This window comes from Ruegeria meonggei (genome assembly GCF_042768335.1).
Classification (GTDB): domain Bacteria; phylum Pseudomonadota; class Alphaproteobacteria; order Rhodobacterales; family Rhodobacteraceae; genus Ruegeria; species Ruegeria meonggei.
Window position 1 is genome coordinate 3,240,824 of record NZ_JAXHBT010000001.1, and the last position, 18,999, is coordinate 3,259,822.

The following is an 18,999-nucleotide window of genomic DNA, read 5'->3' on the forward strand; positions in this document are numbered from 1 at the left end:
TAAAGACCACAGGCGGAGGGTATATGGATCAGGCACATATCGAGATTCAGGTACTGGCATCTCTGGCGCAGATTTCTGCGACCGAATGGGACAATTGCGCCTGTCCTGAAGTGGCCGATGGAGGCCGCCCGCTTGATCCCTTCACCACACACCGGTTCCTGTTGGCGCTTGAGGAAAGCGGATCGGTTGGGCGCGGCACCGGCTGGCAACCGCAATACCTGACCGCCTATCTGGACGGGATGCTGATTGCGGCGGCTCCGATGTATGCCAAATCGCATAGCCAAGGTGAGTATATCTTTGACCACAACTGGGCCCATGCCTACGAAAATGCAGGCGGGCGGTATTATCCGAAACTGCAAGTCGCGGTGCCTTTTACACCCGCCACGGGGCGGCGTTTTCTAGTGCGCCCAGGCTATGAAGGGATCGGCATGTCGGCGCTGGTGCAGGGGGCGGTGCAACTGGCGGCGGACAATCAGGTCTCATCCCTGCACGCAACATTCTGTACCGAGGATGAGGCGTTGGCGGGCGAACAGATGGGCTTGATGCTGCGTACTTCGCAACAGTTTCACTGGCTCAACGATGGATATGCGAATTTTGACGGGTTTCTGGATGTGCTATCTTCGCGCAAGCGCAAGAATATCCGCAAGGAACGCGCTCAGGCTTGTGCATTCGGCGGCGAGATTCGCACCTATACCGGCCCCGCACTGCGCCCCGAACATTGGGATGCCTTCTGGCAGTTCTATCAGGATACCGGTGCGCGCAAATGGGGATCGCCCTATCTGACGCGGCAATTCTTTGATATTGCACAGGAAACCATGACCGATGACTTGGCGCTGGTGTTGGCCGAGCGCAATGGCTACCCTATTGCGGGCGCGTTGAACTTTATCGGGCGTGAAACGCTTTTTGGCCGCTATTGGGGTTGTGTCGAACACCACCCGTGTCTGCATTTCGAACTGTGCTACTATAGGGCGATTGACTTTGCCATTGCCGAAGGGCTGGCCCGGGTTGAGGCCGGCGCGCAGGGCGAACACAAACTGGCGCGTGGCTACTTGCCGACACGCACGCATAGCTTGCATTGGGTCGGCGACCCGGGCTTTGCGGATGCGATAAAAAATTATCTGGACGCCGAGGCCCACGCAGTGGGAGAAGAGATCGAGATTCTGACGGATTACGGCCCGTTCAGAAAATCGAACCCGGAGGAGCAGCAATGACCGAACTATTGTCAACCGAGACCCGCGGCCCCCTGTTGGACCCGCTGTTCAAGAACGGCTGGACCATGGTCGAAGACCGGGACGCGATCACCAAGACCTTTATCTTCGAGGATTTCGTCCACGCTTTTGGCTGGATGACGCAGGTGGCGATCTTTGCCGAGAAGTGGAACCACCACCCTGAATGGTCGAACGTTTACCGCACGGTCAAGGTTGTGCTGTCCACCCATGATGTGGGTGGCCTGTCTTCTCTGGATGCCAAGCTGGCGCGCAAGATGGACAGTCTGGTTTAGCCGCGGTCGCTCTGAGACCCTTCGCCGCCCGCCAAAGATGCCGTGGTGGCCATCTGCCGGAACTCGCCCGGTGTCACACTGCCACTGCTTACGTCGATATTGCCGGGAATGCGGGTCGTGCGGTTGCCGATCTGACGGACACTGCGCGCGGCTGGTTTAATGTCCAGACAGCGATTGTTGTAACAGGTTAGTCCGCTGGTACTGATCTGAATGCGTGGCTGACCGTCGGGGCCGGTCACCACTGGGGCCTGTGGCACATCGCAAGCAGCCAAAACACCCATAACGCCAATAAAAGCCCATTTCGTCATCGCAAGCCCCTGTCTGAATGGTCCGGCCCCGCCGTATGCAGGGCCGTCCGTTTTAATCCAGCTGGCCGTTCTCGTTCTTGTCGGCTGCCAGGAAATCATCGTTCATCTGTGCGTCGTATTCCGCTCTGGAAATAGCGTTGTCACGGTCGCGATCAACGCCTCGAAACTGCTTTATGTCCAGAAATGGCTTGGCCTCGTCCAGACCCAGCGTTCCGTTCTTGTCCTCATCCATCGTCTGAAAGGCGTGATCGGAAAAGGCGTTGAACTCGTCTTTCGACAGAAATCCATCATTGTTGGTGTCAATAGCTTTCAGTTCGTTCTCATGCAGCTCCGCCACGGTTTCAGCCGAGGCAACACCGGCCAGCAGAATGGCTGCAGCAGCGATAAATCCACGTTTCATTCCGGTTCTCCTCAGCATGCGTATCTCTGACCTTCGAAACCACCCGCGGCAGCGCCTGCCGCCGTCAGGATGGTTTTGCCCGAGCCGCCACCGAACTGGTTGCCGATGGCCCCGCCGATCAATGCGCCGCCCAATGTGCCGCCCAGGCAGGCGATCTCATGCTGACGTGCGGCTTGCTGCTGCGGTGTCGGGGCCGGACCGCAGGCAGCCAATGCCCCCGCAGTTCCAAGTAAAAGCATAACTAATTTCTGTTTCATAAATGAACTCCCTGTCTGTATGCCACAACTATTGGCAGATCAGGGCGGTGCATCAAGTTAATTAACGGTCATGGCCCCGGGGTGTACCGGGGCCACCCGTTTCTAGATCGCGTCCAGCAGACTCTCGCCTGCGGAAATCTCGCAGGTGCCGGGGTTTTCTTCCAGGTTCAGAGCGGTCACTTTGCCGTTCTCAACGACCATGGCATAGCGTTTTGAGCGCGCGAACAGACCCGCTGGCGGGGCGTCGAAATCCATGCCGAGGGCTTTGGTGAATTCCGATGCCGCATCCGATAGCATGGTCAGCCCGGCAGCGGTTGCACCGGTAGATTCGCCCCAGGCGCCCATTACGAACGGATCATTGACGGCCACGCAGATGATTTCGTCCACGCCTTTGGCGTTGAACTGATCCTTGGTGCGCATGAAGCTGGGCACATGCGCTGTGGTGCAGGTGCCGGTAAACGCGCCGGGCACCGCAAAAACCACGACTTTACGGCCCTTTGTCTTGCTTGAAATCCGAACCTCCTCGGGGCCATTCGCACCCATCTGGATCAGTGTGGCATCGGGCAGTGTGTCACCTGTTGAAATCATTTTTATGCTCCTGTCGATTGGATTTGCAGAGTCGGGCTCTGCCGCAATATAGGTGACCAGGTGGATGTGACCACGGGAATTCGACAGGGTGGGAGGAACATGAGCCATATTGTCGTGATCGGTGCAGGGCAGGCGGGGTCGTCGCTTGTTGCAAAGCTGCGCAAGGACGGGTTTGAGGGCGAGATCACCCTGATCGGGGCCGAACCGCATCTGCCCTATCAGCGCCCGCCTTTGTCCAAGGCTTATCTGTTGGGCGAGATGGAATTGGAACGCCTGTTCCTGCGGCCCGAGAGTTTTTACACCGAGAACAACATCACCCTGCGGCTGGGGGATCGCGTCACTGCGATTGATCCGCAAGCCAAGACCGTGACGCTGGGCGATGAGGTGATTTCTTATGACGAGCTGGCCCTGACCACCGGATCCGACCCACGCCGCCTTCCGGGCGCGATTGGCGGCGATCTTGACGGCGTGCATGTAGTACGCGATCTGGCCCATGTCGATGACATGGGACCGTCCGTGACCGAAGGTGCCCGCGCGTTGATCGTAGGGGGCGGCTACATCGGGCTAGAGGCTGCTGCCGTATGCGCAAAGCGCGGGGTCAAAGTCACGTTGGTTGAGATGGCCGACCGTATCCTGCAACGCGTCGCTGCGCCCGAGACCAGCGATTACTTTCGTGCCCTGCATTCGGAATACGGGGCCGATATCCGCGAGGGCGTCGGATTGGATCGTCTGGTGGGTGACGCGGGCAAAGTCACCGGTGCGGTGCTGACCGACGGCACCGAATTACAGATCGATTTCGTTGTTGTCGGCGTGGGCATTGCGCCCGCAACCCATCTGGCTGAGCTGGCCGGGCTGGAGCTGGAGAACGGCATCAAGACCGACGCGCACGGGCGGACGTCCGATCCGTCGATCTGGGCGGCGGGCGATTGTGCATCGTTCCCACACGCGGGCGACCGCATCCGTCTAGAAAGCGTCCCCAATGCAATTGATCAGGCCGAGATCGTGGCCCAGAACATGCTGGGCGCGGCCAAGGACTATACCGCGACGCCGTGGTTCTGGTCGGATCAATACGATGTCAAACTGCAGATCGCTGGCCTGAACACGGGCTATGACCGCGTTGTGACCCGCAGGGGCGCGGGCCAGACCGTGTCCTTCTGGTACTACAAGGGCGATCAGTTGATCGCGGTAGATGCGATGAATGATCCGCGGGCATACATGGTCGGAAAGCGCCTGATTGATGCGGGCAAAACCGCTGATCCGGAGATTGTCGCTGACCCCGAGGCGGACCTGAAACCGCTGCTCAAAGCGTGAGAATCATCGCCGGAGAGTTCCGGGGCCGTGCTTTGGCCTCGGTTGGCAAAGGGGATGTGGGGGCGCATTTGCGCCCGACCACCGACCGGGTGCGCGAAAGCCTGTTCAACGTTCTGACCCATCAGATCGACTTTGAAGGTCTGCGCGTGCTTGATCTTTTTGCTGGCACCGGCGCGCTGGGGCTTGAGGCCCTGTCGCGCGGTGCGTCCTATGTCACCTTTGTGGATGATGGCCGTGTGGCGCAGGGGTTGATCCGCAAGAACATCGATCTGACCCGCAGTGCCGACTGCACCGATCTGATCCGTCGCGACGCAACCCGATTGGGCGACAATCCCGGCCCACCCTATGATCTGATCTTCCTCGATCCACCCTATGGTAAGTCGCTTGGCCAAAAGGCGATCTCAGGGGCGGTGACTGGGCAATGGATTGGTGACGATGCCCTGCTGGTCTGGGAGGAAAACGCCCCGATGGACGCGCCGGAAGGGTTCACACTGCAGAGTGCGCGAAAGTATGGGGATACGCATATTTCCCTGATGTGGACCGCGTAATTTCATCTGGATCAACAGTCGGAGCCCGGCCGCGATAGCCGGTTGCCGGATGGCCTTTCTGACGAGACCGTTCTTAACAATTTCCGGTCACATTTCGGACCAGATTCGCATCTAGACGCGCTGAACTTAACTCAACTACAAGGTGCGCGAATGCTTCTCAGAACTGTCTCAATGCTGTTGGTCGGGGGGCTTTCTGCCCCGGCAGCCTTGGCCCAATCGGAAATCAATTTGGACGAGTTTTCCGTCAACTGCGTGTCCGACGTCGACCAAAAAGGGGTGACCCTCTCTCGGTCCGGTGGATCCGACAAAGGGTTCATTGCGACGGATACTCTGGAAGGGGAAGCCAGTATTTTTCCGGGCCTGAACACAATGACGTTCCTGCTGATTCAGGGAAGTGATGTGGTCACCTTTGTCGTGGATTACACAACCATGGAATATGACATGAGGATGAAGGGTGCCGTCCAGAAAAACGACAAGGGTACATGCACGGTTGCTTGAGGGTCAGGTTTTGCGCCAGCGGGTCACATGGCAAGATGTGGCCTGACGGTCGCGATGTCTGATACCCCACAGTTTTGGAGAGTTGATCCATCTGTGCTAGGCTCGGGGCATGGACCGAGCCTTGCCGGGCCCATTCTGGGCCGTCAAACCACAAAGTGACACCTCTACCGGACCGCCGCCCAAGCCGCGGCGCGCGCCAGTGTTCATCCACGACGCGGTCACGCCATGGGGTCACGAGACGTTGTTGCTGAAACTGCTGCGCGATCAGGCCGCTGATCAGGACGAATAGGTCGGGTGGAACCTGTTGCCTGGTGACAGGGTAAAGATCTCAACCCCATCTGCCGTCACACCCACCGAGTGTTCGAACTGTGCCGACAGCGACTTGTCGCGGGTCACGGCGGTCCAGTCATCGGCCAGCGTTTTGGTTTCGGGGCGGCCGAGGTTCACCATGGGTTCGATTGTGAAGAACATGCCCTCTTCCAGCTTGGCACCGGTGCCCGGACGGCCATAATGCAGTACATTTGGCGGCGCGTGGAACACCCGACCCAGACCGTGGCCGCAGAAATCGCGCACAACGCTCATCCGCTGCGCCTCGACATAGGCCTGAATTGCGTGGCCGATATCGCCGAAGGTATTGCCCGGCTTGACCATCTCGATGCCCTTGAACAGTGCGTCATGGGTGACCTGAACCAGCCGTTCGGCCTTGCGCGGCAGTTTTCCGGCCACATACATGCGTGACGTATCGCCGAACCAGCCGTCCACGATGGCCGTGACGTCGATGTTCAGGATATCACCATCCTTCAGCTTTTTGTCACCGGGAATGCCGTGGCAGACCACATGATTGACGCTGATACAACTGGCGTGCTCATACCCCTTATAGCCAATGGTCGCCGACGTCGCGCCGGCGTCTTCGACCATCTGCGTGATCAGCCGGTCGATCTCACCCGTGGTCTGGCCGACAAAGACATGATCGGCGATATCGTCAAGAATCCGCGCGGACAAAGCCCCTGCGGCATGCATGCCAGCAAAGTCACTTTGTTCATAGATGCGAATACCGTCCTTGGTCAGACGGCCACGATGGTCTTTCATCGGTGCGGAGCTCCAAATATTTCGCGCAGCACCTCTTTTACGCTGCTTGTGCAGAAAGTACCAGAGGGCGTTGGGTCGCGGGTTCCGGTGCAAATTAAATGGTGTAATCGCGCTTTACTTCAAGGGACCGCTCAAACAACCACTTTGCAAGGGCGAAACCCCAGCCACCGTGCGTTTAGACCAAACTCTTTGATCGCGATCTTCAGACGGCCCGAGAAAAACACGCGGCTGCGAATGCTTCGATCCATCCAGAAATCCAGATCGTTGGCCGCGGTCGGATCGACCGCGAGCTTATTGGGTCCTTCGGAATACATGCGCCAAGCTTCTCCGGACGTGCCCACCGGTCTAAGTCCGGTTGATAGTTCCGGGATCAGTGTTTTTCGGTCTTCCAGAACGTGCATGAAGAACCAGCGCTTTCCAGGATAGGGCGTTTCCTGATCGTATTCCCGAAGGTCAACTTCCTGGAATCGTGTCTTGCCAAGGTTAAACTGGGTGAGCAGGTCATGCATCGCCTCAGACACAAAGATCAGGGCCAGTTCACCCGTGAAAATATCCGGCAAGCTTTCCTTCTTCTTTTTCGGCAAGTCGTAATACTGAAAAAACACGTAATCGGGGTATTCAGATGGTGCTATTTCCTGCGCATCCTCGTATCGGTCCTGAAATGCCACGTACCCCTCGGGGCGTGGAGCATCCAGATGCACACCGATTGGCTGCATGTTGCGCGTGCTATACAGCAGAAGAGATTCCCAAACTTTCTTATGTGTCACTGCGCCCTCAATTATTAATGGGTTCAATCGTCTGTGCCGGATCACTTCAAAACCGAAAGTTCAATGTTAAGGCGTTCCACGGCGTTGTATTGAACTGCTGACCCAAATCCCCTTGGGCGAAATCCGTGTCGTATAGATCAGCTTTTCCACCCCCTGCGCCTGCGCGTCCTCAAACGCTGCTGCATAGGTTGGGTCGATGTCAGCGGCCAGCGCGAAGCGGTCGCAGTCGGTGCGCTGGACCAGATACAGCAGGATCGCGCGGTGGCCCTGTTTTATCATCGAGACAAGCTCGCCCAGATGTTTGGTGCCGCGGGCGGTGACGCTGTCGGGGAACTCGGCCAGACCGGGTTGGCGTGACAGGGTCACGCATTTGACCTCGACATACGTATCCGGCAGGCCGGGCTGCGTCAGCAGAAAGTCGATGCGGCTGTTCTGGCCGTACTTCACCTCGGGCTTGACGGTTTCATAGGCGGCCAGTTCCGGGATTTCCTGCGCCATCAGTGCTGCCCGCAAGGCCCGGTTTGGAACGGAGGTATCCACCCCGGTGAAATGGCCGTTTTCATGATCCACGAGCCGCCAGCCGAATTTCAGCTTTTTCTTCGGATCGTCGTTGGGCTCCAGCCAGATTTTCTCGCCGGGTTCGGCCAGTCCCATCATGCTGCCGGGATTGGCGCAATGGGCTGTCACCTCACGCCCGTCCTCCAGTGTGCAATCCGCCAGAAAGCGTTTGTAGCGGCGGATCAGGCGGGCGGGGACAAGGGGGGTTTCAAAGCGCATGTCTCAGGGCCTATACCTGCGTCAAGGGTCGATCAAGGGGAGAGCGCGCCATGGCCAATCCAACCGCTGCAATGCTGGTGATCGGGGATGAGATCCTCTCGGGGCGGACCCGCGATGCGAACATGCATTATCTGGCGCAGGAACTGACCAAGCACGGCATTGACCTGCAAGAGGTACGGATTGTCAGCGACGATGCCCCTGCTATTGAGGCCGCTGTAAAGGCGCTGTCCCAGGCCCATGACACGGTGTTCACCAGCGGTGGCATCGGGCCGACCCATGACGATATCACCGCCGATTGTATTGCGCGCGCTTTTGGCGCGCATATCGGTATCCGCGACGATGCACGTGCCCTGCTGCAGGCGCATTACGACAAATCGGGGCTTGAGTTGAATGACGCCCGCCTGCGTATGGCGCGCATTCCCGACGGGGCGGCGCTGATCGACAATCCGGTCTCGACCGCGCCGGGGTTCACCCTTGAAAACGTCCATGTAATGGCCGGGGTTCCGCTGGTGTTTCAGGCGATGGTTGCCAGTGTGCTGCCCGGCCTGACTGGGGGCAGCCCTCTTTTGTCGCAAACTTTGCGGGTGGACCGGGGCGAAGGCGACATTGCTGCAACCCTTTCGGCGGTGGCAGACGCGTTCGCGGACCTCTCCATTGGCTGCTACCCGTTCCAGATCAACGGTGTCTTTGGCGCCAATGTGGTCGTACGCGGCACCGATGGCGCCCGCATTGATGCCGCGACCACCCTGCTTGCGAAAGAGCTTGATCTGTGACCGATAGCTGGTCTGACATTGTAGACGCTACTTGGCCTGCGGCGCGGTATCAGCGGCTGGGTCCGTTTAAACTGCGCCAGGGACAGGGCGGCGGCTCTCGCGTGTCTGCGGCGAATGCGCAGGGTTTGGTGACCAACGATGATATCGACACGGCCGAGGCTGCGATGCAGGGGATGGGCCAAAAGCGCATCTTTTGCCTGTGGCCCGGGGATGAGGGGCTGGATGATCAGTTGAAAAACCGCGGGTATCAGGTTCTGGACCCGGTTAATATCTATACTTGCCCGGTTGATCACCTGACCGATCTACCACTACCCCCGGTGACCGTTTTCACCACGTGGGAGCCGTTGTCGATCATGCGGGAAATCTGGGCGCAGGGCGGTATAGGTCCGCAACGGCTGGCGGTGATGGAGCGGGTGCAGGGTCTGAAAACTGGCCTGTTGATACGCCATCAGGATCACCCCGCAGGCACAGGATTTGTGGCCATGCACGGTGGTGTTGCCGTGGTGCACGCGCTGGAAATTCTGCCCACGCATCGCCGTCAAGGGCTGGGGCAATGGGCGATGCGCGCCGCGGCCTTTTGGGCACGGGACAATGGCGCACACACCCTTAGCGTGATTTGCACCAAGGCAAATGCGGGGGCCAACGGGCTTTATCGCACGCTCGGGATGGAGATCGCCGGAGAATACCATTACCGTCAGCTTGTCCAAGGAGAGAGCCCGACGTGACCGACCAAACCCTGCCTACCGCACTGAATCTGCCCATGGCAGATACCCTGCCGCCCGAGACGCAAAAGTACTTTGATATCTGCGTGGAAAAACTGGGCTTTGTGCCAAATGTCCTGCGGGCTTATGCGTTCGACATCGATAAGCTGAACGGTTTCACGGCGATGTATAACGATCTGATGCTGGCCGAAAGCGGACTGAGCAAACTGGAACGCGAAATGATCGCAGTTGTGGTGTCGGCGATCAACAAGTGCTTTTATTGCCTTGTGGCGCATGGTGCCGCTGTTCGGCAGTTATCTGGAAATCCTCAGCTGGGTGAGATGTTGGTGATGAATTACCGGGTTGCCCCGCTGGACAGCCGTCAGAGGGCGATGCTGGATTTCGCCGCCAAAATGACCACGGCCAGTACCGAGATCGAAGAGCCCGACCGCCAGCGCCTGCGCGATGCAGGTTTCAAGGACCGCGACATCTGGGACATTGCCAACGTGGCCGGATTTTTCAACATGTCGAACCGGGTTGCCAGTGCCACGGCGATGGCTCCGAACGACGAATATCATACGCAGGCCCGATGATCCGACAGATTGCCCTTTGCCTGTGCCTGCTGACCACCCCGGCTGTGGCGCAAGACCTGACGCTGCCCTCTGGGGCACGACAGATCAGTGATCGCGTCAGCCCGCTGGACAGTTATGATCTGCCAACAGGTCCGTATGCCGAGGGTCAAGTGCCCGCGCGCTCGGTCGAAGGGCAGGTCGAGCAGCTGACCTGGCGGTTGCAATCGGGATCCAGCACGACGTTGCAATTGCTGGCACCGCTACGCGATCAGATCACGGCGCAGGGATATGACGTTCTGTTCGAATGCGAAGCCCGCGTTTGTGGCGGCTTTGATTTCCGCTTCGGGACTGAGGTTGTCCCGACCCCCGATATGTATGTGGCCATTCAGGACTATCGCTTTTTGTCTGCCACCCGTGGGGACGAGGTTCTGAGCTTGCTTGTCAGCCGCAACGCACCTGATGGCTATGTGCAGATGGTCCGGGTCACCCCGGTTGATGGCGAAACCCCGCCACCGCTGGTGATCGAAGAAAACGTCAGTCAGCCAGGTGACCTACTGTCCGAACTTGAACAGAACGGGCATATCATTCTGGAGGATCTGCATTTTCGCACCGGTGAGATGACGTTGGGCGAGGGACCGTTTGCCTCTTTGGCGCTGATTTCGGGGTTTCTGTCCGATAACCCGGGAACTCGTCTGGCGCTGGTAGGGCATACGGACGACACCGGCGCGCTGGATGCCAATATCTCTGTCAGCACCGGACGCGCGCAGGCCGTGCGGGCGCGCCTGATCGAAAAATACGGCGTTGCCGCCGCTCGGGTCGAGGCGCGTGGCATCGGGTATCTGGCTCCGCTGACCTCAAACGCGACGCCTGAAGGACGCGACGAAAACCGTCGGGTCGAAGCTGTTTTGTTGGTTAACTAACCGCAGAGAAATGGCGCTTAACGCCGACTCGAAGTGACCTGGCACCCATGGGTATCGTAAATGGCAAAAAAGACCAGCACATAGGCCCGGGTCGTTGTGGAGCACCGAGGGAGAATATTCTTATTTGCAGTGGGAAACGCTAACTGGTTCGCAGCCATTCCGACGCCAATTTAGATGTCACGGCGTCTTAAGTGGCGCGCAAACAAACCGTTAGTTCTGATCCATTCTGCGTATTTCCGGTAGTCTTCATCTGCCATCAAATGTTTTTCTTCTGTCTTGGCGCGTGCGAAATACACAGCGTTTACGCCCAGCAACAAAATACAGCTCTGTATCGCTGCAGTAGTGCCCATAACTGAAAGAAATGGCATGTAGACCATCCACCACATGAGGTTCTTGGACAAATAGGCAGGGTGCTTAACATAGCGGAACGGGCCGGTCGTGATGATCCCGCGATGTGTCAAGTTCGAGAATCTGATTCCAAATGCAACCGTAGCCCAAGCGTAGGTTGCCGCCAGCAATAAGATAACGCTACCCCACAGAATCAAAACCGTAGGTTGATCGGCCAACCAAACCCCCCATTCTTGTGTCCCTCCGCGATAGTCAAGCGGTCCGCCGGAGTGCATTATCACGAATGGAGGGTAGCAAATCAAAGCTGCAACCCAACCAGATAGAAACGGGTTTGCAGATCTGATGTGCGAGTTGAGAACTTTGAATGTGCAAACATACCCGATGGTCCCGATACACACATCCACAAGAAACGAAACTTGGACAAGATACAGAATGATCAGAACCGGCTCACCAAATACCCGATCCAAGTTGGAATTGACCACTGAGTGCACAATCATCGGCAGGATCGAGACCATAAACGCGAGAAAGAACCCTTTGACCAGCCACGCCCTGCAATGGTCCTTAACATATGTCATATCCACGGCAGAAAACTGAAAAGTAACAAACTTCCCAAAATGCCAAAGCTCGTCACGCGGCTCGATCATGTGCCGGGTTGTGAAGGCGATGTACACGGGTGAAAACACCCATAGAAAAGGAAATACAAGTGCCGTCAGAGCCCGGACAATTTGATACTTGGATGTGTCATAAGTTGGGATAATCTGGTAGGCTAGCGCGATGACAAAAAGAGTTGCCCCAAGGCCCAAAGTCTTGGTGATCGTAATCGAAGCAACTTCAGATCGTTGGCGATTCAGTCCGTAATCCAAGCCGGTGGACGATCTCAAATGGGCTTTATCCAACAGTATTGTCGATGCAATCATTGGGATTGCGGCCCCGGACATTAGCAGAAAAATGGACTGAGGCAGCGTTGTGTCGAAATAGATGGCAGCGGTAATTGCACCGAATAGTGCAACTACGCCAATTAGCCCGGTCACCTCGCTTACGGCAGACGCGGGGCGCGTTGATGGCGCCGAATCAGTGCCAAGTTCGGATTGTCCGGCATTGTAGTCGGTTCGAACCGCTGTACGCATTCTGCCTGCCTCATCACCAATCAAGCGGTATACTGCCAAGGGCTTTAAATACACTGCTGCTTGAGTATTGATTTTATTCGTTTAAACAGCATTCCTTTGAGTTTGCTGCCCGGGTTTTCTTACCTTATTAACTCGCCCAGTCCATCAGACCTTTATTTGCAAAGGACTCGACTAAGAAATCTATGAATGCCCTCACCTTCGGTTGGGTAAACCGGCCCGGCGGGTAGACAGCGTAAACGCCCTGTACCTCATCGGGCAGCGACGGCATCGCATCCACGACCTGCCCTGTTTTCAAGGCGTCGGCGTATAGGTAGCTGGGCAGATACGCGATCCCCAGACCTGATGTGGCCGCGTTCAGCAGCGATTGCCCGTCATTCACGCTCAGCCAGCCAGCAGTGCGGACCTGACGCTTTTCGCCAGAAGGCGCAGTCAGTTTCCAGACATTGCCAGACGACTGGCTGGAGTAATGCAGCAGCTTGTGTTCGTTCAGATCGTCGATCTTTTGCGGGCGCCCGAATTTCTCAATATAACTAGGCGCGGCGACCATCCGTTTGACTGTATCGGTCAACTTGCGCGCGCGCAGGGTGCTGTCTTCCAGCTCACCAATGCGCACGGCAACGTCAAACCCTTCGGAAATCAGCTCAACATAACGGTTGTTCAACACCATGTTCACAGTGATATCCGGATAGGCCGCCAGGAAATCGGACAGGACCGGAGACAGGTGATTGACGCCAAAATCCGTCGCGACGCTGATCCGCAGCAGACCCGAAGGTGCTGATTGCATCGAGGTGACCAGCGCATCGGCTTCGCCTGCGTCATTCAGAACACGTCGCGCGCGGTCGTAATAAGCCAGACCGATTTCGGTTGGAGAAACACGCCGGGTTGTTCTGTTAAGCAGCCGCGCACCCAACCGCGCCTCAAGGCTCGATACGTGCTTTGACACGGCCGATTTGGAGATGCCCATTTTCTTGGCCGCATCGGTGAAGCCACCCTGGTCCACCACATTGGCAAAGGCTTCCATTTCGGTCAGTCGGTCCATTCTCGTACCTCGGGTATTTGATCTCAACCTGACTATGGCGACCAATCTGGGCGGAAACTGGGCGGACATGGGATAATATCAGGGATTTGAATTGGATCGTTTGCAGATGGGAAACGCCGAAACAATGGTTTCCAAGTTGGCCACAAGCCCGGCTGTGTTGGGAATTTCGGCTTTCCGGCGCAGATATGCTAGAAGGAGAATGGCAAATTTGTGACCACGGAGGAGATCATGAGAGCCTTATTTTCCATTGCCACCTTATGCCTGTGCGCAACGCTTGCACTGGCCGGGGGTGAGACGCCGTCTAACCCAGATGCGAAGGTCTATTTTGTAAACCTCGCGGATGGGGATACCGTCCAATCGCCCGTGACCGTGGTCTTTGGCCTCAGCGGTATGGGTGTGGCCCCTGCCGGGACCGAAAAAGAAAACACCGGTCACCATCATTTGCTGATCGATCGCCCGCCGATTGGACAGGGTGAAGACGGCGCGGATGAGCTGGCATATGGCCTGCCCGCAGACGACAGTCATATGCATTTTGGTGGCGGCCAGACCGAGGTCACGCTGGAGTTGCCCTCTGGTGAACATACGCTGCAGCTGGTGCTGGGTGATGCCGGGCATGTGCCCCATGCCACTCCGATCGTGTCCGAAGTGATTACCATCACCGTAGAGTAACCTGCAGCTCATCAGGTTGAGGTCTTTTGGTCCAGCGCGTCCGGTTTGCCGGGTGTGTCCACCAGTGTCAGGATCACGAAGATTGCCAAAAAACTGCCCAACGCGATAACAATCACGGCCCAGGTGGCGCTGTTGGTATGAGCAAGCGCCGCCAACCCAGTCGAAAATACGATGATCGCTAGGCGCGCTATGGTTTTGGAAACGGCTTGGGCCGTGATTCGCTGGGCGGGCGGGGCGATGTCCATGAAATACAGCGTTCGCGCGCCGCCCAACCCGGTGACAGCGATCGTCGCAACAAATAGCGATGCAGCGTGCAGGTGAATGGTATGGTCCAGTCCTTTTGCGTGCAGAATGATCAGGCACAGGCCCGATATTGCCACCATCGCCGAGCTTGCAATCATAACGCGCCGGGTGGAAACCTCATTCAGGGCGCGCCACATCGGAGCCGCCACCAACAGCGCTGCTGCAGATGATGCGACCAAAGCGGTCAGACCGCTGGTCGAACTGTGATGCGCCTCAGCCGCGATCAGGGCGAAAAATGGCACGGACAGCCCGGCCAGGACAAAGGCCAGCCGGACAAGGATGTATTTGCGAAACCATGCCTTGGACAAAAGAGTTGCGGCATTGCTCCAGAACTCAGGTGTTGAACGGACCGGGGCGAGCTTGCCTGCTGCGTTAGTCCCTTTGGTATTTTCGTGCAGGGAAATCACGACCAAGGCCGACAGGACAAAGCAGACGGCGCCAAACCCCACGACCAGACTATGGCGGGTCAGGGCGGGGGCGTCATGTGACAGCTGATGCAAGAGCAGCACAACCGCGATGGTTGCCGCCCCACCGATGGCCTTTTGCCAGTAACTCACACGCATGCGGTCTTGGGAGGGTAGATTGTCGCCCAGAAACTCCAGAATCATCAGGCTTTTGATCTCTTCCAGTATACCGATCACAAAGATGCCCACGACAAACGCCAACACGATTGTCGATTTGCCACCATACAGAACCACCAGGACCACCGCGATGAAACAGGTGGCCATCATCAGATCCAGCTGCGCCAACGCTGTTTTCTTGCGGGGTAGTCTGGCGATGGCTCCGGGGGCGAACAGGTCGGCCAGCGTACCTGCAGCATGGCGGATTGACACAAGCATCCCCGCCAAAAAGATCGGCAGTTCCATCGAGACAGCCAGGAACGTCAGCGCGATGGGCGGGCTGGCCATTGACCAGGCCATGACCGACAATGCACCTTGCCCGGTCATCAGCGGAATGTTGCGGTGATCAGATTGACGCGGGTGTTCCTCCATCGCCTGAGTTCACGTCAGGAGCAGAGATTTGGCAAGGGTTCGGAAGCGGCAAGAACAGGCGAGCAGCGATAACCGGCGCCCGGCGAGCGCCTTATGCGGCACTGGGCAAAAGGAAAATGCCACGCGCCATGGTCGAATGCAGCCGATCTTGTGAATACCATTGGTCGAGGACGGTTTTGCGCATCACGTCGGGATTGTCCGATACAAAGCGATCAAAGCTATCTGCCGGGGTCCGTGCCAGTCGTTCGGCAATCAAGCTCATGAAGGCATATGTGATCGTCAGGTTGAACTTGTCCGGCGCGCCTGCATTTTCCGCCAGTGCGCGAATGCCCTTGGCATATACAGCGGCGGCATCGATAAAGTCATATTTGAGCAACAGATCATATGCCACTTGCACATGTTCGCGGTGTCCAAACGTTGTGTTGTCAATCGCATGGGCTTCAAACGTTTGGGTGAGCTTGGAGACCTGTGGCGCGTTCATTCCTGATCCTCCTTGAATGTGTGGCTGTCCTCGGCAGTCCATTCCAGATCGTAAACACTTTTGAGTTGTTTGATTTTCGCCAGTGTCTCTTCCGAGAAGGGTGGCTTGTTCTCAAAGCTGTGCAGGGCGATGCCTTCGATCAGGTCACCGACGGAGATATCCAGCGACTCGGCCAGACCCTTCAGGACTTTGAGCAGGCGTTTTTCAATGCGAATACCCGTTTGGGCGCGTTCAATCATTTTCGACATGTTGGTACATATGTACCTAGATCTGAGAGTAGTCAACAAGAGAATGAAAAAAGCCGCCTCTTTCGAAGCGGCTTTTGCAGGTTTTTTGAGATACGGATCAGAGATCAGAATGTGGCTGCCAGCCGTGTGCCCTGATTGATCGCGCGTTTGGCGTCCAGTTCCGCAGCCAGATCAGCGCCGCCAATCACATGCGGGGTCACGCCCCGTTCGATCAACGTGTCCGCCAGGCTGCGCTCGGACAGCTGGCCAGAACACAGCACGATGGTATCGGCCTCAATCACCGTGGGATCCGCGCGCTCTTCGCCAAAACTGACATGCAGGCCGTCATCGTCGATCCGCTCATAGTTCACGCCGCCGACGAAATTGACGTTCTTCATCTTCAGCGTGGCGCGGTGAATCCAGCCGGTGGTCTTGCCCAAGCCCTTGCCATGCGCCTGCGCCTTGCGCTGCAGCAGGGTCACGTCGCGCGCAGGCGCCGCGGGCTGCGGGCCCTCGGGCGCCAGGCCTGCGCGATGCTCGGCCGGGTCGGTCACACCCCATTCCTTCATCCATGCAGGCAGGTCGGTGGTGATGCTGTGACCTTCTTCCAGCAGAAACTCTGAGACGTCAAAACCGATGCCACCGGCGCCGATTACGGCGACCGATTTTCCGACCTCGGCCTTGTGGCGCAGCACGTCGATGTAGTCGATGACGTTATCCCGATCCTGACCCGGGATTTTCGGATCACGCGGGATGACGCCGGTGGCGATCACCACCTCGTCAAAATCGGTCAGGTCGTCTGCGCCCACTTCGCGGCCCAATTCAACCTTGACCCCCGCATCGGCAATCATGGTATGGAACCAGTCGACGAGGCCCCAGAACTCTTCTTTGCCGGGCACCTGTTTCGCCATGTTCAACTGCCCGCCAATCTCGTCCGCGCGGTCAAACAGGGTTACATCATGACCACGCTGGGCAGCCGTCATTGCGGTCGACAGACCCGCCGGGCCCGCGCCGACAACGGCGACCTTCTTGACGCTTGCTGCCGGTTTGATCACCAGTTCGGTTTCATGACAGGCGCGCGGGTTGACCAGACAGGATGTCAGTTTGCCCTGGAAGGTGTGATCCAGACAGGCCTGATTGCAGGCGATACATGGCGCGATCTTGTCGGCTTCGCCTTCAATCGCCTTTTTGACGAAATCTGAATCCGCCAGCATCGGGCGGGCTAGCGACACCATGTCGGCGCAGCCGGTCGACAGGACCTCTTCGGCCACTTCCGGCGTATTGATCCGGTTCGAGGTGATCACCGGGATCGAGACCTTGCCCATCAGCTTTTTAGTCACCCAGGCAAAAGCCGCGCGCGGAACGCTGGTGGCGATGGTGGGGATGCGCGCCTCGTGCCAGCCAATGCCAGTGTTCAGGATCGTGGCCCCGGCCTTTTCGATCTCTTGCGCCAGTTGCACAACCTCATCATGGGTTGACCCATTGGGCACCAGGTCGATCATCGACAAACGATAGATGATGATGAAATCAGTGCCGACCGCCTCACGCGTGCGGCGCACAACTTCGATCGGCAGGCGCATCCGGTTCTCATAGGACCCACCCCAGCGGTCTTCGCGCTTGTTGGTGTGCGTTACCAGAAACTGGTTGAGGAAATACCCTTCCGATCCCATGATCTCGACCCCGTCATACCCCGCCTTCTGGGCCAAAACGGCAGCGTTGACGATATCGCTGATCTGCTTCTCGATTCCGTCCTCGTCCAACTCGGTCGGCGGGAAGGGCGAGATCGGCGATTTCACCGGGCTGGGTGCCACGCATTTCGGACCATAGGCGTACCGGCCTGCATGCAAAATCTGCATGGCAATCTTACCGCCAGCCTCATGCACACGGTCGGTTACGATGGAATGTTTGGCGACCTCGTCGTCATTGGTCATCATCGACGCGCCGGGCAGGACCGAGCCTTCCAGGTTCGGGCCAATGCCGCCGGTGACCATCAGTGAGACGCCCCCACGGGCACGATCCGCATAAAACTCGGCCACCCGATTCCAGTCGCCGGTTTCTTCCAGACCGGTATGCATCGAGCCCATCAGGACGCGGTTTTTCAAGGTGGTAAAGCCCAGATCCAGAGGGGCCAGCATGTTTGGGTACGCGGTCATTACGGAACTCTCCCTAAAATTTGTGCACAAAATCACTGCTGGACGTTGCGATGTCACGCGAAACCGTACGTCACACCCTTTGCTGTCGGATTGGGGCTTGGTACAGAAAGGCTGTCAAAAAGGATGATGTCACGCATGACCCCTGAAGAGATCGCCAAACTGCCCTATCGCCCTTGTGTCGGGCTGATGCTGATGAATGCCGAAGGCAAGATTTTTGTGGGTCAGCGCAATGATCGCCACAAGGACGCTTGGCAGATGCCCCAGGGCGGCGTGGACAACGGTGAAGACCCCCGCGATGCCGCCCTGCGCGAACTGTGGGAAGAAACCGGAGTGACTGCCGGTCTGGTCGAGATTATCGCCGAAACGCCCGGCTGGCTGCCCTATGACCTGCCCCATGATATTGTCCCGAAGATCTGGAAAGGCCGTTATCGCGGGCAGGAACAGAAATGGTATCTGCTGCGTTTTACCGGTCGTGACGATCAGATCAATATCGCCACCGACCATCCGGAATTCACCCGTTGGAAATGGCAAGCGCCTGATCGGCTGGTGCATGAAATCGTCCCCTTCAAACGGGCGGTTTATGAACAGGTCGTTGCGGCGTTTGCCTTGCATTTGGGCTGATCAAGACCCAGCGAAACCCATCGCCGCGG

The 18,999-nt window shown here is 57.6% G+C and carries 25 protein-coding genes; 12 read left to right on the forward strand and 13 right to left on the reverse strand.

The features are described from left to right. Positions 1-23: 23 nt before the first annotated feature. Complete coding sequence (locus SJY13_RS15980; RefSeq protein ID WP_377192220.1) at positions 24-1,211, forward strand: GNAT family N-acetyltransferase; 1,188 nt, start codon at positions 24-26, stop codon at positions 1,209-1,211. Beyond that, positions 1,208-1,501, forward strand: a complete 294-nt coding sequence (locus SJY13_RS15985) for a 4a-hydroxytetrahydrobiopterin dehydratase (RefSeq protein ID WP_085822663.1) — start codon at positions 1,208-1,210, stop codon at positions 1,499-1,501. Before SJY13_RS15980 ends, SJY13_RS15985 begins: the two co-directional genes overlap by 4 nt. Here the strand turns inward: SJY13_RS15985 and SJY13_RS15990 are convergent. From SJY13_RS15990 to SJY13_RS16005, 4 genes are all read right to left on the reverse strand, one after another. Beyond that, positions 1,498-1,809: a hypothetical protein gene (locus SJY13_RS15990; protein WP_377192222.1), complete on the reverse strand. Its 312-nt coding sequence runs from the start codon at positions 1,807-1,809 to the stop codon at positions 1,498-1,500. The genes SJY13_RS15985 and SJY13_RS15990 overlap by 4 nt on opposite strands. Positions 1,810-1,861: 52 nt before the next feature. Then, positions 1,862-2,209: an EF-hand domain-containing protein gene (locus SJY13_RS15995; RefSeq protein WP_377192224.1), complete on the reverse strand. Its 348-nt coding sequence runs from the start codon at positions 2,207-2,209 to the stop codon at positions 1,862-1,864. Between the two features lie 11 nt (positions 2,210-2,220). Continuing rightward, positions 2,221-2,466 carry a glycine zipper 2TM domain-containing protein gene (locus SJY13_RS16000; RefSeq protein ID WP_085822666.1) on the reverse strand — a complete coding sequence of 82 codons (246 nt, stop codon included), beginning with the start codon at positions 2,464-2,466 and terminating at the stop codon, positions 2,221-2,223. Positions 2,467-2,568: 102 nt separating this feature from the next. Then, a complete protein-coding gene (locus SJY13_RS16005; protein ID WP_377192226.1) occupies positions 2,569-3,054 on the reverse strand; it encodes a peroxiredoxin in 486 nt (161 codons plus the stop codon). 99 nt (positions 3,055-3,153) lie between these two features. Between SJY13_RS16005 and SJY13_RS16010 the strand changes: the two genes are divergently transcribed. The 4 genes from SJY13_RS16010 (at position 3,154) to SJY13_RS16025 (ending at position 5,700) form a co-directional block, all read left to right on the forward strand. Then, positions 3,154-4,365 carry an NAD(P)/FAD-dependent oxidoreductase gene (locus SJY13_RS16010; RefSeq protein ID WP_377192228.1) on the forward strand — a complete coding sequence of 404 codons (1,212 nt, stop codon included), beginning with the start codon at positions 3,154-3,156 and terminating at the stop codon, positions 4,363-4,365. Beyond that, positions 4,362-4,913: a 16S rRNA (guanine(966)-N(2))-methyltransferase RsmD gene (gene rsmD / locus SJY13_RS16015; protein ID WP_377192230.1), complete on the forward strand. Its 552-nt coding sequence runs from the start codon at positions 4,362-4,364 to the stop codon at positions 4,911-4,913. The genes SJY13_RS16010 and rsmD overlap by 4 nt, the downstream gene beginning before the upstream one ends. A 150-nt stretch (positions 4,914-5,063) precedes the next feature. Further along, positions 5,064-5,411, forward strand: a complete 348-nt coding sequence (locus tag SJY13_RS16020) for a hypothetical protein (protein ID WP_377192232.1) — start codon at positions 5,064-5,066, stop codon at positions 5,409-5,411. 109 nt (positions 5,412-5,520) lie between these two features. After that, entirely contained in the window at positions 5,521-5,700 is a 180-nt protein-coding gene (locus tag SJY13_RS16025; protein WP_085822671.1) for a hypothetical protein, read from the forward strand. Here the strand turns inward: SJY13_RS16025 and map are convergent. The 3 genes from map to sfsA all read right to left on the reverse strand — a co-directional run bounded on the left by map (position 5,688) and on the right by sfsA (position 8,044). Further along, a complete protein-coding gene (gene map / locus SJY13_RS16030; protein WP_085822672.1) occupies positions 5,688-6,500 on the reverse strand; it encodes a type I methionyl aminopeptidase in 813 nt (270 codons plus the stop codon). The genes SJY13_RS16025 and map overlap by 13 nt on opposite strands. Before the next feature lie 131 nt (positions 6,501-6,631). Further along, positions 6,632-7,267 carry an imm11 family protein gene (locus tag SJY13_RS16035; RefSeq protein WP_377192234.1) on the reverse strand — a complete coding sequence of 212 codons (636 nt, stop codon included), beginning with the start codon at positions 7,265-7,267 and terminating at the stop codon, positions 6,632-6,634. A 66-nt stretch (positions 7,268-7,333) separates the two neighbouring features. Continuing rightward, positions 7,334-8,044: a DNA/RNA nuclease SfsA gene (gene sfsA / locus SJY13_RS16040; protein ID WP_377192236.1), complete on the reverse strand. Its 711-nt coding sequence runs from the start codon at positions 8,042-8,044 to the stop codon at positions 7,334-7,336. Positions 8,045-8,094: 50 nt separating this feature from the next. Here sfsA and SJY13_RS16045 point away from each other — a divergent pair, with 50 nt between their 5' ends. The 4 genes from SJY13_RS16045 to SJY13_RS16060 are packed head-to-tail and all read left to right on the forward strand — an operon-like array spanning position 8,095 to position 11,010. Beyond that, entirely contained in the window at positions 8,095-8,817 is a 723-nt protein-coding gene (locus tag SJY13_RS16045) for a competence/damage-inducible protein A (protein ID WP_377192238.1), read from the forward strand. Continuing rightward, positions 8,814-9,542, forward strand: a complete 729-nt coding sequence (locus SJY13_RS16050; RefSeq protein ID WP_377192240.1) for a GNAT family N-acetyltransferase — start codon at positions 8,814-8,816, stop codon at positions 9,540-9,542. Before SJY13_RS16045 ends, SJY13_RS16050 begins: the two co-directional genes overlap by 4 nt. Beyond that, entirely contained in the window at positions 9,539-10,111 is a 573-nt protein-coding gene (locus SJY13_RS16055; RefSeq protein ID WP_377192242.1) for a peroxidase-related enzyme, read from the forward strand. The genes SJY13_RS16050 and SJY13_RS16055 overlap by 4 nt, the downstream gene beginning before the upstream one ends. After that, positions 10,108-11,010, forward strand: coding sequence for an OmpA family protein (locus tag SJY13_RS16060; protein ID WP_377192244.1), 903 nt, complete (start codon positions 10,108-10,110; stop codon positions 11,008-11,010). Before SJY13_RS16055 ends, SJY13_RS16060 begins: the two co-directional genes overlap by 4 nt. A gap of 170 nt (positions 11,011-11,180) precedes the next feature. Here the strand turns inward: SJY13_RS16060 and SJY13_RS16065 are convergent, their stop codons facing one another. After that, on the reverse strand, positions 11,181-12,524 hold the full coding sequence (locus SJY13_RS16065; protein WP_377192245.1) for a methyltransferase family protein: 1,344 nt from the start codon (positions 12,522-12,524) through the stop codon (positions 11,181-11,183). An 88-nt stretch (positions 12,525-12,612) separates the two neighbouring features. After that, on the reverse strand, positions 12,613-13,524 hold the full coding sequence (locus SJY13_RS16070; RefSeq protein ID WP_085822680.1) for a LysR family transcriptional regulator: 912 nt from the start codon (positions 13,522-13,524) through the stop codon (positions 12,613-12,615). A 228-nt stretch (positions 13,525-13,752) separates the two neighbouring features. Here SJY13_RS16070 and SJY13_RS16075 point away from each other — a divergent pair, with 228 nt between their 5' ends. Next, the gene (locus tag SJY13_RS16075) at positions 13,753-14,193 is read left to right on the forward strand and encodes a DUF4399 domain-containing protein (protein ID WP_377192247.1); all 441 of its coding nucleotides are present in this window, start codon (positions 13,753-13,755) and stop codon (positions 14,191-14,193) included. Positions 14,194-14,204: 11 nt separating this feature from the next. On the opposite strand, the gene SJY13_RS16080 is transcribed toward SJY13_RS16075, so the two are convergent. The 4 genes from SJY13_RS16080 to SJY13_RS16095 form a co-directional block, all read right to left on the reverse strand. Then, on the reverse strand, positions 14,205-15,488 hold the full coding sequence (locus SJY13_RS16080; RefSeq protein ID WP_377192249.1) for an MFS transporter: 1,284 nt from the start codon (positions 15,486-15,488) through the stop codon (positions 14,205-14,207). Between the two features lie 91 nt (positions 15,489-15,579). Beyond that, on the reverse strand, positions 15,580-15,969 hold the full coding sequence (locus tag SJY13_RS16085; protein WP_377192251.1) for a hypothetical protein: 390 nt from the start codon (positions 15,967-15,969) through the stop codon (positions 15,580-15,582). Then, positions 15,966-16,217: a hypothetical protein gene (locus tag SJY13_RS16090; RefSeq protein ID WP_377192253.1), complete on the reverse strand. Its 252-nt coding sequence runs from the start codon at positions 16,215-16,217 to the stop codon at positions 15,966-15,968. The genes SJY13_RS16085 and SJY13_RS16090 overlap by 4 nt, the downstream gene beginning before the upstream one ends. 104 nt (positions 16,218-16,321) lie before the next feature. Next, complete coding sequence (locus SJY13_RS16095) at positions 16,322-18,349, reverse strand: FAD-dependent oxidoreductase (protein ID WP_377192255.1); 2,028 nt, start codon at positions 18,347-18,349, stop codon at positions 16,322-16,324. Positions 18,350-18,484: 135 nt separating this feature from the next. Between SJY13_RS16095 and SJY13_RS16100 the strand changes: the two genes are divergently transcribed. Next, entirely contained in the window at positions 18,485-18,970 is a 486-nt protein-coding gene (locus tag SJY13_RS16100) for an RNA pyrophosphohydrolase (RefSeq protein ID WP_377192257.1), read from the forward strand. Positions 18,971-18,999 lie beyond the last annotated feature (29 nt).

Coding starts and splice junctions, on each gene's coding strand:
- SJY13_RS15980 (WP_377192220.1), top strand. CDS start 24: ATGGATCAGGCACATATCGAGATTCAGGTACTGGCATCTCTGGCGCAG.
- SJY13_RS15990 (WP_377192222.1), bottom strand. CDS start 1,809: ATGACGAAATGGGCTTTTATTGGCGTTATGGGTGTTTTGGCTGCTTGC.
- SJY13_RS16010 (WP_377192228.1), top strand. CDS start 3,154: ATGAGCCATATTGTCGTGATCGGTGCAGGGCAGGCGGGGTCGTCGCTT.
- SJY13_RS16005 (WP_377192226.1), bottom strand. CDS start 3,054: ATGATTTCAACAGGTGACACACTGCCCGATGCCACACTGATCCAGATG.
- SJY13_RS16020 (WP_377192232.1), top strand. CDS start 5,064: ATGCTTCTCAGAACTGTCTCAATGCTGTTGGTCGGGGGGCTTTCTGCC.
- SJY13_RS16060 (WP_377192244.1), top strand. CDS start 10,108: ATGATCCGACAGATTGCCCTTTGCCTGTGCCTGCTGACCACCCCGGCT.
- SJY13_RS15985 (WP_085822663.1), top strand. CDS start 1,208: ATGACCGAACTATTGTCAACCGAGACCCGCGGCCCCCTGTTGGACCCG.
- SJY13_RS16100 (WP_377192257.1), top strand. CDS start 18,485: ATGACCCCTGAAGAGATCGCCAAACTGCCCTATCGCCCTTGTGTCGGG.
- SJY13_RS15995 (WP_377192224.1), bottom strand. CDS start 2,209: ATGAAACGTGGATTTATCGCTGCTGCAGCCATTCTGCTGGCCGGTGTT.
- SJY13_RS16025 (WP_085822671.1), top strand. CDS start 5,521: ATGGACCGAGCCTTGCCGGGCCCATTCTGGGCCGTCAAACCACAAAGT.
- sfsA (WP_377192236.1), bottom strand. CDS start 8,044: ATGCGCTTTGAAACCCCCCTTGTCCCCGCCCGCCTGATCCGCCGCTAC.
- SJY13_RS16095 (WP_377192255.1), bottom strand. CDS start 18,349: ATGACCGCGTACCCAAACATGCTGGCCCCTCTGGATCTGGGCTTTACC.
- SJY13_RS16045 (WP_377192238.1), top strand. CDS start 8,095: ATGGCCAATCCAACCGCTGCAATGCTGGTGATCGGGGATGAGATCCTC.
- SJY13_RS16080 (WP_377192249.1), bottom strand. CDS start 15,488: ATGGAGGAACACCCGCGTCAATCTGATCACCGCAACATTCCGCTGATG.
- SJY13_RS16090 (WP_377192253.1), bottom strand. CDS start 16,217: ATGTCGAAAATGATTGAACGCGCCCAAACGGGTATTCGCATTGAAAAA.
- map (WP_085822672.1), bottom strand. CDS start 6,500: ATGAAAGACCATCGTGGCCGTCTGACCAAGGACGGTATTCGCATCTAT.
- SJY13_RS16070 (WP_085822680.1), bottom strand. CDS start 13,524: ATGGACCGACTGACCGAAATGGAAGCCTTTGCCAATGTGGTGGACCAG.
- SJY13_RS16000 (WP_085822666.1), bottom strand. CDS start 2,466: ATGAAACAGAAATTAGTTATGCTTTTACTTGGAACTGCGGGGGCATTG.
- SJY13_RS16085 (WP_377192251.1), bottom strand. CDS start 15,969: ATGAACGCGCCACAGGTCTCCAAGCTCACCCAAACGTTTGAAGCCCAT.
- SJY13_RS16075 (WP_377192247.1), top strand. CDS start 13,753: ATGAGAGCCTTATTTTCCATTGCCACCTTATGCCTGTGCGCAACGCTT.